This window comes from Thermococcus sp. (assembly GCF_027066465.1).
Lineage (GTDB): Archaea > Methanobacteriota_B > Thermococci > Thermococcales > Thermococcaceae > Thermococcus.
Map to the genome: position 1 here is coordinate 1 of NZ_JAMONU010000076.1, position 12525 is coordinate 12525.

At 55.7% G+C, this 12525-nt stretch carries 12 protein-coding genes and 1 tRNA gene; 2 read left to right on the top strand and 11 right to left on the bottom strand.

The features are described 5' to 3' along the window. The 6 genes from MVK46_RS03415 to MVK46_RS03440 form a co-directional block, all read right to left on the bottom strand. Positions 1 to 1780: cobaltochelatase subunit CobN (locus MVK46_RS03415; RefSeq protein ID WP_297535249.1), on the bottom strand; the 1780-nt coding region annotated here is incomplete at its 3' end. Then, positions 1777 to 2550, bottom strand: coding sequence for an ABC transporter ATP-binding protein (locus MVK46_RS03420; protein ID WP_297535250.1), 774 nt, complete (start codon positions 2548 to 2550; stop codon positions 1777 to 1779). The genes MVK46_RS03420 and MVK46_RS03415, both read right to left, overlap by 4 nt. Further along, positions 2543 to 3601 (bottom strand): iron ABC transporter permease, encoded by a 1059-nt coding sequence (locus MVK46_RS03425; protein WP_297535251.1) that lies wholly within the window; start codon positions 3599 to 3601, stop codon positions 2543 to 2545. The genes MVK46_RS03420 and MVK46_RS03425 overlap by 8 nt, the downstream gene beginning before the upstream one ends. A gap of 19 nt (positions 3602 to 3620) precedes the next feature. After that, positions 3621 to 4724 carry an ABC transporter substrate-binding protein gene (locus MVK46_RS03430; RefSeq protein ID WP_297535252.1) on the bottom strand — a complete coding sequence of 368 codons (1104 nt, stop codon included), beginning with the start codon at positions 4722 to 4724 and terminating at the stop codon, positions 3621 to 3623. Between the two features lie 86 nt (positions 4725 to 4810). Next, entirely contained in the window at positions 4811 to 5521 is a 711-nt protein-coding gene (locus tag MVK46_RS03435; protein WP_297535253.1) for an anaerobic ribonucleoside-triphosphate reductase activating protein, read from the bottom strand. A gap of 22 nt (positions 5522 to 5543) precedes the next feature. Next, on the bottom strand, positions 5544 to 7391 hold the full coding sequence (locus tag MVK46_RS03440) for an anaerobic ribonucleoside triphosphate reductase (protein ID WP_297535254.1): 1848 nt from the start codon (positions 7389 to 7391) through the stop codon (positions 5544 to 5546). 308 nt (positions 7392 to 7699) lie between these two features. On the opposite strand from MVK46_RS03440, the gene MVK46_RS03445 reads away from it, so the two are divergent. Then, positions 7700 to 8722: a lipopolysaccharide assembly protein LapB gene (locus MVK46_RS03445; RefSeq protein WP_297535255.1), complete on the top strand. Its 1023-nt coding sequence runs from the start codon at positions 7700 to 7702 to the stop codon at positions 8720 to 8722. Between the two features lie 127 nt (positions 8723 to 8849). Here the strand turns inward: MVK46_RS03445 and MVK46_RS03450 are convergent, their stop codons facing one another. The 4 genes from MVK46_RS03450 to dph5 form a co-directional block, all read right to left on the bottom strand. Beyond that, positions 8850 to 9125, bottom strand: a complete 276-nt coding sequence (locus MVK46_RS03450) for an elongation factor 1-beta (protein WP_297535256.1) — start codon at positions 9123 to 9125, stop codon at positions 8850 to 8852. Between the two features lie 18 nt (positions 9126 to 9143). After that, complete coding sequence (locus MVK46_RS03455) at positions 9144 to 9317, bottom strand: zinc finger domain-containing protein (protein WP_297535258.1); 174 nt, start codon at positions 9315 to 9317, stop codon at positions 9144 to 9146. Between the two features lie 739 nt (positions 9318 to 10056). After that, a tRNA-Val gene (locus tag MVK46_RS03460) sits at positions 10057 to 10134 on the bottom strand. A 40-nt stretch (positions 10135 to 10174) separates the two neighbouring features. Next, positions 10175 to 10969, bottom strand: coding sequence for a diphthine synthase (gene dph5 / locus MVK46_RS03465; RefSeq protein WP_297535259.1), 795 nt, complete (start codon positions 10967 to 10969; stop codon positions 10175 to 10177). An 89-nt stretch (positions 10970 to 11058) separates the two neighbouring features. Between dph5 and MVK46_RS03470 the strand changes: the two genes are divergently transcribed. Continuing rightward, entirely contained in the window at positions 11059 to 11481 is a 423-nt protein-coding gene (locus MVK46_RS03470; RefSeq protein WP_297535257.1) for a metal-dependent transcriptional regulator, read from the top strand. A 29-nt stretch (positions 11482 to 11510) separates the two neighbouring features. On the opposite strand, the gene MVK46_RS03475 is transcribed toward MVK46_RS03470, so the two are convergent. Continuing rightward, positions 11511 to 12521: an ABC transporter ATP-binding protein gene (locus MVK46_RS03475; RefSeq protein ID WP_297535260.1), complete on the bottom strand. Its 1011-nt coding sequence runs from the start codon at positions 12519 to 12521 to the stop codon at positions 11511 to 11513. Positions 12522 to 12525: the final 4 nt, after the last annotated feature.

A 12525-nucleotide genomic window follows, 5' to 3' on the forward strand; every position in this document is an offset into this window, starting at 1 on the left:
GGTACAGGTGGTCCACAAGAAGGGCGTAGCCCCTCCTCTTTGCGATTACGCCCTCCATCGGGTTTGAGACGGCGTAGACGTAGACATGGGGAACGTCGTCTATCGTCGCTTCCGGAACGCACGAGGGCGACAGGCCAACGCCCTTGCCGGGTCTGAACTCTAGGTAGCCGTGCGTTCCGAAGTGAACGACCACGTCTGCCTTGAACTTCCGGGTTATCCACCTGTAGACCGCCCACCACTGGTGAGGCGGGACGACGTTCGGGTCGTGGAGAATCCTGCAGACCTTTCCATCGCATCTCGGACCGGCACAGCCGAACTTCGGCTGGGGGGTTATGAGGACGTTCCCGAACCTCAGGCCCGGAACCACGAACTTACCCTCGTAGACCATTCCGACGAGGGCTCTTGTGAACCTCTCGATGCCCTTCAGCCCCTTCTGAAACTCTCCCGAGAGGACTTCCTCAGGCCTTCCCCAGTCCCTGATTATTTTCTCCCTGAGGTCTTCGGGAAGTTCGCTGAACCACTCGAGGTAATCCTCGAGGCCGACGAAGTCTAATGCCCCTCCGCTGGCTACTATATCCTCAACGCTCGTCCACCTGAACTCGCTTATAGCCTTCCTCTCGAGAATCATCCTTATGAGTTCCTCACCGCTCTCGGGCAGGTCTTCGCCAACGTTGTAGCCGAGCTCCTTGAGCTTTCTCAGGAGTCTGACAACGCTCTCGGGAACGTCTAGGCCGAGTCCAACCGCAACGTTCGCCTCAAGCCCTTTGCACGGGGGGTTTATCAGGACAATCGCTATCCTGACGTCCTTCTTTGGCTTCCTCCTGAGTTCCACCCACCTCTTCACCCTCTTGGCCAGGTATTCGGCGTGCACCCCGTAAGGCTCGCCCCTCTTGTAGCCCCCATCGTTCCTCGTCCCGCCGATGAAGATGGGTTCAATCGCGCCCGCTATCTCGGGGAGTATGACCCCGTAAACCTGGGTCATGTAGTCAACTCCCAGCTCGCTGTTCCTCCATTCCTCCACCGACTGGTAGTACGACCGTATCGGGCTGAACACCGGAACGTTGAGCCTGGTCAGGTTCTTCAGCTCGACGGTTCCGAAGGATATTAAACTGATGAGGGCCTCGATTACCGGCTTTCCGTCCTCCGTGAAGAACCGCTCAGTTGTTTCGGTTATGTCGGTCCCGAGTCCCGTCCTTGAGTCCTTCCCGTAGGTGAAGACCGGGATTACGCCCAGTCCCTCCCTTTCGAGGGTATCTATTACCTCCTCTATGATTGTGAAGTCGTGGTAAAGCCAGGCGCTCCTCCAGAACAGTATCCCGACCAGGGGTCTTCTCTTGTAGACCTTCAGGAAATCCTCAAGGCTCTCAAAGAGTCCGAATCTGGGGTGGTATATCCCGTGCATTGGAACTTCCCGGGGTTCCTCGTAGTCAACGTTCGCTCCGGCGAGGCTGGCCAGAAACCTCAGCAGGTTTCTGAGGTTCCTCTCGCCTCCTAGGACGTAGTAGCTCTTCGCCTTAACAACGACCTCCTCTGGAACGTTTGATAAGCCCTCCAGTCCCCCGCAGGCGATTACCTTGGCTTCGCTCTTCCTCAGGAGTTCCTCGACCTCATCGGGGAGTTCGTGGGCGTAGACGAACACGACCTTAGCGCTCTCAATCTTTTCAAGCTCTTTTCCGCAGTTCTGGTCGGTCAGAACCGCGCACTCTAGGCCTTCCTCTTTAGCAACTCGCTTGACGAGCGGGAGCGGTCTCGCACCATAGCCAAGTATCACGCATATCATTCGGGCACCTCCTTCTCGGGAAGTATCAGCTTCATGCCCTCGAACTCGAGAACGCGAACTGGGATGCCGTAAACCTCCGCCAGGGTTTCCTCCCCCAGAACCTCCTCGGGTTTTCCAACGGCTTTAATCCTGCCGTCTTTTACCAGGGCTATCCTGTCGGAGTAGAGGGAGGCCAGATTGGGGTCGTGGAGTGTTATTAACGCCGAGATGTTCTCCTCCCTGGCGAGCCTTCTCACGATTCCCAGAACCAGGGCCTGATTCCTGAAGTCGAGGTGGGCCGTTGGCTCGTCGAGGAGGAGAACCGTGGGTTCCTGAACGAGCGCCCTCGCTATCAGGACGAGTTGCATCTGCCCCCCGCTCAGCTGCGTGTACGGTCTGTCCTTCAGGTGCTCGAGGCCGAGGAGGCGGAGCTTCTCGAGCGCCCTTTCGTAGTGCTCCTTCCCCGGACTTTCCCAGGGCGAGAGCTGGGAGGCAACGCCCGTAACGACGACGTCTATCACCCGATACGGAAAAGGAGGCGAGTGGGACTGGGGCACGTAGCCGACCAGCTTGGCCCTCTCCCTGAAGGACAGCCCGTGGAAATCCTTTCCATCTATGTAGACGCACCTTTCCGTGGGTTTGAGCAGTCCGTAAATCGCCTTGAGTATTGTCGTTTTGCCGCTTCCGTTGGGGCCGAGGAGAGTTACCAGCTCCCCCTCACCGACCGTCAGGTTAACGTCCTCAACCGAGAAGTTTGCGTAGCTGAAGGACAGCCCCCTGATTTCAAGCACCCCACCCACCCCCCGTCTTCCTGAGGAGGTAGGCGAAGAAGGGAACCCCCAGAAGGGTCGTGATTATCCCGATTGGTATCTCGCAGGTTGTGACCGACCTCGCAAGCGTGTCCGCCAGAACCAGGAAGGATGCGCCGACGGTTATCGTCAGGGGAATAAGCGTTCTGTGGTCCGGACCGAAGGCCATCCTGACGAGGTGGGGAACCATGAGTCCGACCCACCCTATGACTCCGCAGAACGCCACCGAGACGGCCGTAATCATTGAGACTATCACTATGAAGGCCGTCTTCAGCTTCTCGCTTTCGATGCCGACGAGCTTGGCCTCCTCACCGAAGGACAGAACGTTGAGCTGCCAGCGCATCGCGTAGACGGCGGCACACCCGACAAGAACCACGGGGAGGGCAACTTCCACGGCCTTCCAGTCCGTGTTGGCGAAGCTCCCCATCAGCCAGTAAACTATGCTGGCCAGCTGCTCCTTGTTCATCAAAAACTGCATGAGGGAAGTTAAAGCCGAGAAGAAGGCGTTGACTATTATACCAGCCAGAACCAGCGTTATTGGGGTAACGCGGCCGCCTATTCTGGCCAGGGAAACCGTCAGCAGAACCGCGATGAGAGCGAAGATGAAAGCCAGGGGCGTTACCCCAAGGGACAGGGACAGTCCAATCGCGAGCGCCGCCCCGAACGCGGCTCCCGAGGAAATCCCGAGTATGTAGCTGTTAACCAGTGGGTTGCGGAAGATTGCTTGGAGAACCGCGCCGGATACGGACAGGGCGGAACCGACCGCCATCGCCAGCAGAACCCTGGGCAGTCTTATGTCGAACAGTATGACCCTCGGGACGTAGGGATAGCCCGTGTTCAGGTCTATGCTTACCTTGCCGAGCGTTGCCCAGTGAACAACCTGCAGAAGCCTTCCGCAGACCGCCGTTCCGAGCATCTTAACGACGAGAGACGGAGGAATCCGGTACGTTCCAACGCACAGCCCGACCATGAGAGAAAAGAGGGGGGAAACGAGCAGAAAAACAAAGAGGAGGTTCCTGAATTTTAGCTTCACGTCAGGCCCCCCGTCAGGGCTAGGAGTTGTACTTCATCCCGTAGAACTTCTCGAGCAGTTCCTTCGCGACTGTTCTCCAGTCGGGGTAGTAGTTGGGGTATATTATGTCCCCTATCTGGTAGATGCCGACTATGATGCGCGGCCCCCAGTCGAGGAAGCCCTCTGAACCCGCGAGTACGCCGTAAACGTGGCCTTCACGAACGGCCTTAATCGCCCTCCACCTCGGGTCTGTCTTTATCTCCTGGATGGCCTTCTGGAGGGTGCTGTTGCTGAACGACACCACTATCAGAACGTCGGTCTCGTTTCCCCAGTAGGAGATTATCTTCTCGAGGTCAAGCTGAGGCCACGGGGTGCTGAAATTCTTCTCGTAGGCCAGGTTGTTTGCGCCGACGAGGTCGATTATGCTCGCCCACGCACTGCCCTTGGCGAAGACGGTTATCGGCTTGCTGAAGTCGGTCGGGGCGTTTATCATGAGGACGTTTTTCCTGTCCTTTATTCCAGAGGCAATCTTCTTCACGTTGTCGAGTTTCTCACTCATCCAGTTCGCGAGTTCGTTGGCCTTTTCCTCCTTTCCGAAGACCTTTCCGAGTATCTCGACGACCCTTATGTTGTCTCCCACGCTCTTGGCGCTCAGGGCTATAACCGGTATCCCCAGCTCTTCGGCCTTTTTAAGGGTCTGGCCGTCCGCGTATTTGCCCCCGTACCAGTCCATTATTATCAGGTCGGGTTTCAGAGAGACCACGGTCTCCCAGTTCAGGCCCTCGAAGTTGCTCCCGACGACGGGCTTGTCCCTGACCAACTTCGGCACGTACGGGTCGTAGCGGACGTACTTTCCTATCCCCACTATCGTATTCTGGACGCCGAGAATGGTCATTATCTCCGCCCAGTAGCCCGACAGGACTATCACCCTCTTGGGGGGACTCTTTATTGTTACCACCCTTCCGGAGAAGTCGGTGATTTTTACCGGGTACTTGGGGGTTGCCGTTATGGTGGGGGACTTGGCTGTTGAGGTTGGGGACGAGGTTTGGGAGGCGGTTCCTATGCACCCGCTTCCTGCAACGGCCAAAAGCATCACGCTCATCAGCAAAAGGCCGAGGAAGGCCCTCCGGAGGCTCACCTTCACCACCTTCGTGCCACTAATTTTAGATTTGGTAATACAAAATTCGAGAGAAAGAGGCAATTTTTAACACTTTTTAAAACCGAAGGTTTTCAACCAAAGTGGTTCACGTGAACCTTAATGCCAAGTTCCTCAAGCTTCTCCCTGAGTGCTTCAACCTCCTCCTCCGGCCAGCAGTGTTCTGAGCACCAGCTCTCGTCCCGGGGGTTCGTTAGGGGCCTTCCTACGAGCGGGTTCAGGACAACGTAGAAGTCCGTTTCAATCCTCCGCAGGCCCTCCTCTATGTACGGCCACGCGTCAAAGCCCTTCGCCACAGGAATTCTGAGTTCGAGCGGAACTCCGTAGTCCGAAACAATCTCAAGGCCCTTCAGGAAGAGCCTCCAGAGCTTTTCCGCGGGCCTTTCGGGAAGACCGTACAGTGCCGGAGGAGCCTTGAGGTCGGTCGCTATATGGTCCACCAGGTCAGCCTTCAGGAGCTTTTTAAGGGGTCCGACGAGGGTTAGGTTTGTGTTGAGGCTTATCGGAACACCGAGAAGCTTAACCTCCGCGAAGAGCGAGCTTAGCTCTCTCCACTGCATCAGCGGTTCTCCACCCGTAACGTGGAAGTAGTCAATGAGAAACGCGCTCGCCTCGAGCTCGTCGAGGAGGGCTTTTCTATCGAGGGGGAAGCAGTCGAGGCCTTCCGCTATGCGCCAGTTGTGGCAGAAGGGGCACCTGAGGTTGCATCCGCAGAGCCAGAGCGTGAAGGTAACCTTCCCGTGAACGTCGACCATGCTGACGCTCTTCCACCCGCTCGTGAGCATAGAAACACCCCCAGAAAAGAAATCAGGGAGAGTAGTGCCTCCTCGTCCAGAACTCCTTCTTCCTGAAGGGGTTCCAGTTCTTGAGCGGTCTGTAGTAGCCGATTATTCTGCTCCATATCTCGACGTTCTCGCTCCCGCAGCGCGGGCAGTGGGTGTGCAGGCCGGTAGTTGAGTAACCGCAGGCGTTGCAGACGGTTATTGCGGGAGTGTAGCTCCAGTAGACGAGCTCCGTTCTCATGAGCCTCTTAGTGAGCTTCGCAAGGGCTTCGGGGTCCGGCTCTTCGCCGAGGAAGATGTGCATCATCACCCCACCTGTGAAGCTCCTCTGGACCTTCTCCTCAATCCGTATTCTGTCGGCCAGCTCCAGGGAACCGTAGTAGGGCGCCACGCTGGTCGAGTAAATGGGGTTCTCCGGGTCGCTGAGGTACTCTTTCAGCTCCGAGAACTCGCGGAGGTCCTTTATGGCGAGCTTCGCCGCGGCGCTCTCACCGGGAACCTCTTCCACGTTCCAGGGCGTTCCGGTTTCCTTCATCCACTCCCTCGCTTTGGCAGTCGCGAACTCCACCATCTCCTTCATCAGCTCCGCAGCTTTCAGCCAGTCCTTTCTCGTTCCCTCCTCCCAGAGCTTCGGCTCGTTGAGGTAAATCGAGGCAGCTTCCGGAAGGCCGAGGATTCCGACGGTGTTGAAGTGACTGCTCGGAAACTCCTCAAGGTAGAGGTGAATCATGCTGTACATGTGCCGGTAAGCCGTGATAAGCCTCACGTAGCGCTCCCTGAACCAGTCCGTTGTTCTCCTCACGACCTCGAGAACCCTCTCGTACTCCTCCCAGAACTTATCGTCGTCTCCTCCGGCCTTAAGGGCGAGCCTCGGGAGGTTCACGGTCGTAACGTTCACCGAGCCGGTGACGTCGGGCATCGCCCAGAGTCCGCCGAAGCGCCCCCTTTCAAGCCTCTCCAGCGCTTCCTCCTCGGCGCTCTTTCCCGAGACGCCGAAGGCAAAGGCCATCTCGGTCTTGTCGATGGCAATCCTGCAGCACATCGCGTAGCTCGCATCAGGGTCAACGACGTTCGTGTTCAGCCAGTAGAAGCTCCCGCGCTTAGACGCCGTTCCAAAGACCGCCTCAAATATCTCAGGGTCGTCCCAGAGCATCTTGGCAGTGACCATCAGCGTCGGAATCGGGAAGGTGAAGGGCTGGCCGAGCGCGTCCCCCTCGCGGAGAACCTCGGTTAAGGCCATGAAGAACTCTTTGGCTTCCCTCTCGTACTCGCCGAGCGGTTCGACCTTCTCTCCAGCGTAAACCGCGTGGTCGCCCTCGAGCATCTTTTTGGGAGCGTCGAGCGTTACGGTGAAGTTGGTGAATGGAGTCTGCATTCCCACCCTGCTCGGGTAGTTGAGGTTGTAAACCAGCCTCTGAATCTGTTGCCTGATTTTACGTCTGTCCAGGCTTTCTTTCCTGATGAAGGGCCCCGCGTACCACTCGACCGAGCTCAAAGCCTGGGCACCGCTGAAGTAGTGCTGCATCGTTATGAGGTAGTTCGCTATGTGGTCGACGTAGGTGTCGAAGTGCCTAGCCGGCCGGGAAACAATCGTCGGCGTCTTGAGGCCCTTTTCGAGTAGCCTCGCGGTGCTGTGGCCGGTGCAGTAGGGGATGTAGAGGCTGTAGGGGAGCTTGTGGATGTAAATGTCTCCAGAGAAGTGCGCCTCCCTGCCCTCCTTCGGAACCAGCGAGATGCTCTCCTTTAGAGCTTCCTCCATAACGTAGGCGAAGAAGCCGGTTGGACCGGGATAGCGGTTCGCATTTTCGAGGACGTCCAGACTGCTCCAGCCGGCGTACTCTTGGATGATATCCTTTCCCCTCACGGTTTCCATACAAACCACCTGGATAAATTATCCAGGTTCTCCTCAAGGCATGACCCCTATAACACTTCCCCTTGAACATGTGGACACTCTGACCAACTTTCTGAAAAATGTACGACAGAATATCAATAAAATTGTGAGTCATACCGATAGCTGACAGGCAAAATGACAATATGATGTGAAAAAATAAGTGAGAGCGACAATGAATTGACGCATGTTCAAGATGTAGTTGACGATTTTAGTTGGTCTCCACCACCTCCAGACCTGGGCACACCATACGTTTTTAACCCGTCCTGCCAACCGAAGGGCGGTGATGTGAAATGAACCTCAAGGAAGAGTGGGAGAAGGCTTTGAGCAGGAAGGACTGCGAGAAGCTTTTGGAGCTCTTTGACGATTACATTGATGCGATAGAAAGCGAGGAGGAGCTTAGAGAAGAGCTCAAGAGGCTTGGAGAAGTTGCCGTTCAGTGCGACGACCCCTACGACCTGCTCCACGAGATTGGGCACGTTTACGCTCACCTCGACGACGTCGAGAGCGCGATAGAGCTCTACAAGCGGGTCGTTGAGGGGAAGAAGGACGACCCGGAGGAGTACGCGACGGCGCTCTACTACCTCGCCGATGCCTACGAGCACTTCGGAATGCCTGAAAAGGCTATAGAGACGTACCAGAAACTCCTTGAGCACGAGGAGAACGTCCTGAAGAACGACAGGGAGATAGCGCTGACATTGGCGAACCTCGCGGTGAACTACGACGAACTTGGCGAGAGCGAGAGGGCCATAGAGCTGATGGAGCGTGCGAGAGAGATATTCGAGCGCATCGGCGATGAGAAGAACGGGCTCATAAGCCTGCTCGACTTAGCCCATTTCCACTACGAGCTCGGGAACTACGATACCGCCGAGGCACTGATTGAGGAAGTCCTCAGGAACCCGCGCGACGACGAGATTGAGATAAACGCCAAGCTTGTCGAGGCCGAGATTCATGCGGGCAGGGAAGACTATGATAGGGCCTTCAAGGCCCTCCGCGAGGCCCTGCTCAAGGCAATTAACGTGAGTGATGATATATTCGGCGTCGTCTTCGACACGCTAGTTGACTTCATCGAGGGGCTGTTCAACGAGAACGCCTACGACACGATAGCGAGGAACATGGAGGCCTTTGCCGAGCTCTTCGAGGACGATACGGCGTACTTCTTCAGAGCCATTGGAGAGCTGGCGCGCTGGCGCGCCGGAGACGACGAAGCAAAGAAGCGCTTCGACGAGCTATACGCGAAGGTGGAAAACGAGGAGCTCCGCTCGATACTCGACGAGTGGAAGAGGCCGAAGCTGAGCCTGAGCTTGGGGCTTTGAGCCCTCTGTTCTTCTCTAAATCTGTCCGTTGCATACGAGTTCAGAATCCATGAATTCGAGATGTTATGTTTGGTACACCAATAGAAGGGCAAGAAGGTTTAAGAAGCAGACGAAGAGGGCGAAGCCCTCAAATCCTCGAAATTGTCTCGACCTCGGCCGATTCGACGTTCTCAACCTGTCTGAAGGCCTCGAGAACCTGCTCCAGGTCGTAGCCCTCCTCGTCCTTGGCAAGGACGTAGAACTTGAGGGCGACGAGACCAAAGGCTATGGGCTCGCGCTCAACCTTTGCCAGGCCGAACTTCTCAGGAAGAGCCTCCTTGAGCTTGGCCTCGAGCTCGTCGAGGTTGACCTCGGGGTCGGTCGGCATGACCTTAACAACCGCAACCATGTTGTAGTCGCTCATCTTTTTTCACCTCCTGGTTCACGGCCCCTCCCATCCGCACTTGGGGCACTTGTAGGGCATGCTTAGAACCCTGCAGGATTCGCAGCGCCAGATTATCGCCTCGCCACAGTTCGGGCAGACGAAGTGGGTGGCGTGCTCCCTTGGGGTTATCTCCTTTCCGCATGAGGTGCATACGGGTATCTCGAACTTCATCTCCACTGCGAACACCTCCAAGAAAGGTGGTTTTTAATCACCGCTGGGCGTTGAAGGGGTTGACTTATAAACCTTTCTCTGGAGGGAATGCATAAACTACAAAGAGAGCATTTGACTCGGTTCTTCAATTCCTTTCTATCATCCCTCCCAGTTAGGGCGTGAGTTCTTGGGTATGAAGTAGTTGGTAGAATTGCCGATCTGACCTCCTCCCCGCCCTGAAGGGCGAGGCTTTCAAAGAAAAATGTAATCGAGCTTTTTAATCAAACCCTTCCAAAACTCACCTTTGATGTGGTAGAATTCAGGGGTAAGCTTCAAAGCATTCTCCAGCTTTTTCTTATCAAACTCCATGTTAAGAGCATGAAATGAGTCATAGATTTAGTCAAACTCTGCGGGACTGTTGTCCCTCGCGTCGAGCAAAGCTCGACGTCGCGCAGGCGAACAAACTTTACAACAGCCTTTGAGAAAGGCTGCGAAGAAGCTTTTTTTCCAAAAGCTTCACCAAAAGTTAGTAGCTTCCCTCCAAAGGCTCAAGTAGAAACCCAGAACAACCCATACAAAAGGGTTTATTCTTCTTTTGACGCCCTTCGGGTGCCGATTCTAAAAGTAGACCTCTGCAAAGGGAGCAATTGGAGAAGTTCTTACACTCAAAACGACAGTTCAATTGGAAAATTCACTCAAAATTTAGCCTTCCAGAAGGAGCTACCAACTTTGATGAAACTTTGCGAAGGCAAAGTTTCAATGGTGGGCCCGCGGGGGTTTGAACCCCGGACCTCCGCCGTGTGAGGGCGGCGTCATAACCAGTCTAGACCACGGGCCCGCCCGGAGTATGGAGAGCGGGCGAAAATATAAAGCTTTCGCTAAACCTCCTCCAGAATCTCCTCGGGCGCACCCGCGAACTCCACCAGATACTCCGCCTCAACGATGTGGAGCCTCCCGGGCACGATGAGAACGTGGGGTTGCCTTCCAAAGTCCTCGTTAATCATGTCTTTGACGTAGCCCGCCTTTATCGTCGGGTTCAGCGAGCCGGCCCTTGCCAGAACCACGACGAGGGTTTCGGGCGTGAAAACGCCTTCCCTCTTCATCTCCTCTACCTGTAGGAGTATCTCCATCGCCTCGTTCGCCGTCATGTAGCGGTTCCGCTCGGCCTTTATGTCGAGGAAGAGAAGCGTGTGCAAACCGCGCTCCCGGTTTTCCCTGATTACGTCGTAGTGGCTCGTCGGGAACCAGTTCCTCTCAGGATATGCAACTGTGGCGCTCTTTCCGAACTTGTAAATCTGAAGCCCGGTTACGGCCACCGCGGAGTAGATGCTCGGGGCGTGAATCACGTAGCTCTCAACGCCGGCCTTCTTCGCCCGGATTCTCAAGTCGGAGTGGGTCGTCGCCACCATCGGGTCTCCGGCGGTGAGAAACGCGACGTCCTTCTCCTTCGCCTCAGGGAGGACGGTTTTCTCGAAGTTGAGCTCAACGTCCTCCCTGTTTAACCTGACTATCGGCTTGCCTATGAGTTCCTCCACTTTGTCTATCGTCGTCCCCGCTAGGAGCGAGGTGTAGAACTCCGCGAAGACCTTCTCGCACTTTCTGGCCGTTTCGAGGCCCTTTAGCGTTATGTCCTTCTCATCGTAGAGTCCGAGACCTATGAAGTAGAGCGCCATTCTCACCACCGATACCGGATTTCCCTAAAACTTTTAAGTTTTGGGAAAACTACTTAAAGGTTTTTGGCGAACCTAACCCGGTGAGGGCCGTGCAGGTCAGCAAGAGGGAGGAGGAGTACCTCGAGGCAATGTACATACTCTACAGGAACAAGGGGGTTATCCGCGTCAAGGACATAGCAAAGATAATGAACGTTAAGCCGCCGAGCGTGGTTGATGCACTCAAAAAGCTCGCCGAGAAGGGTCTTGTCGAGTACGAGAAGTACGACAGGATTCTCCTGACTGAGAAGGGAAGAAAGATAGCGGAGGAGACGTATTCAAAGCACGTATTCCTCACGAAGTTCTTCGTGGACATACTCGGAATCCCACCGGAGATAGCTGAGCACGACGCCTGCCAGTTCGAGCACTACGTCAGCGAGATTACCGTTAAGAGGATGAAGGAGTTCGCGAAGTTCATCCAGGAGCAGTGTCCCTACGTCCTCAAGCAGTTCCTCAAGGAAAAGCTGGAGGAGTGAGGAATCCACGCGATTTCCTTTACCTGCTGTCATTTAAACGGCTCGAGGATGGAGTACGAGAGCACGCGCAGGCCCACCCTTTCGGGAACCGACTTCGGCTCGAAGGGTAGCTCGCTGAGAAGTCTCTCCGAGATTATTTCAACCCCCTCGACGTCGAGTTTCAGTCTAATTCTGCCAGGGAGAAGCTCGTAGTCTATAACCTTTGCATCACTTCCCTTCACCACGACAACGCTCTCCGGCCTGAAGAAGACCCGGACCTTTCCGTCTACCCCCACATTGAACTCGAGGTTCCCAAGCTTTGCGACCCCGTTTTGGGCCTCAAGCTCGACTATGTTGCTCGTTCCGAGGAAGCGCGCCACGAACTCCGTCCTCGGCCGGTAGTAGAGTTCCAGAGGTTCTCCCACCTGCTCGATTCTGCCGACGTTCATCACTGCTATCCTGTCGCTTATCGCCATAGCCTCCTCCTGGTCGTGGGTAACGTAAATCGTCGTTATTCCAAGCTCCCGCTGAATCCGCCTTATCTCGGAGCGGAGGCGCTCCCTTATCTTCGCGTCGAGGTTGCTGAGCGGTTCGTCGAGGAGCAGAACTTCCGGCTCAATAACCAAAGCCCTCGCGAGTGCAACCCTCTGTTGCTGTCCGCCGGAGAGCTGTTCCGGGTACCTGTTTTCAAAGCCCGAGAGACCAACGAGTTCGAGCGCCCACTCAACCTTCCTCCGTATCTCCTCCTTTGGAAGTCCCCTCATCTCAAGTCCAAAGGCTATGTTCTTGAAGACCGTCATGTGGGGAAAGAGGGCGTAGTCCTGAAAGACTATGCCTATGTTCCTCTCGTAGGGCCTCAGCTCGGTGACGTCCCTCCCGCTGAAAAGAACCTTTCCGGTGTCCGGCCTTTCAAGGCCCGCTATAATCCTCAGCGTCGTCGTCTTTCCGCAGCCGCTCGGACCGAGCAGCGTTAGGAACTCGCCGTCCCTCACCGAGATGTCAACGCGAAGCTCGAAGCCCTCCCACCGTTTGGAAACGTCCCTAAGCTCAACGCTCACCATACCT

Coding starts and splice junctions, on each gene's coding strand:
- dph5 (WP_297535259.1), bottom strand. CDS start 10,969: ATGGCGCTCTACTTCATAGGTCTCGGACTCTACGATGAGAAGGACATA.
- MVK46_RS03445 (WP_297535255.1), top strand. CDS start 7,700: ATGAACCTCAAGGAAGAGTGGGAGAAGGCTTTGAGCAGGAAGGACTGC.
- MVK46_RS03440 (WP_297535254.1), bottom strand. CDS start 7,391: ATGGAAACCGTGAGGGGAAAGGATATCATCCAAGAGTACGCCGGCTGG.
- MVK46_RS03475 (WP_297535260.1), bottom strand. CDS start 12,521: ATGGTGAGCGTTGAGCTTAGGGACGTTTCCAAACGGTGGGAGGGCTTC.
- MVK46_RS03450 (WP_297535256.1), bottom strand. CDS start 9,125: ATGAGCGACTACAACATGGTTGCGGTTGTTAAGGTCATGCCGACCGAC.
- MVK46_RS03455 (WP_297535258.1), bottom strand. CDS start 9,317: ATGAAGTTCGAGATACCCGTATGCACCTCATGCGGAAAGGAGATAACC.
- MVK46_RS03435 (WP_297535253.1), bottom strand. CDS start 5,521: ATGCTCACGAGCGGGTGGAAGAGCGTCAGCATGGTCGACGTTCACGGG.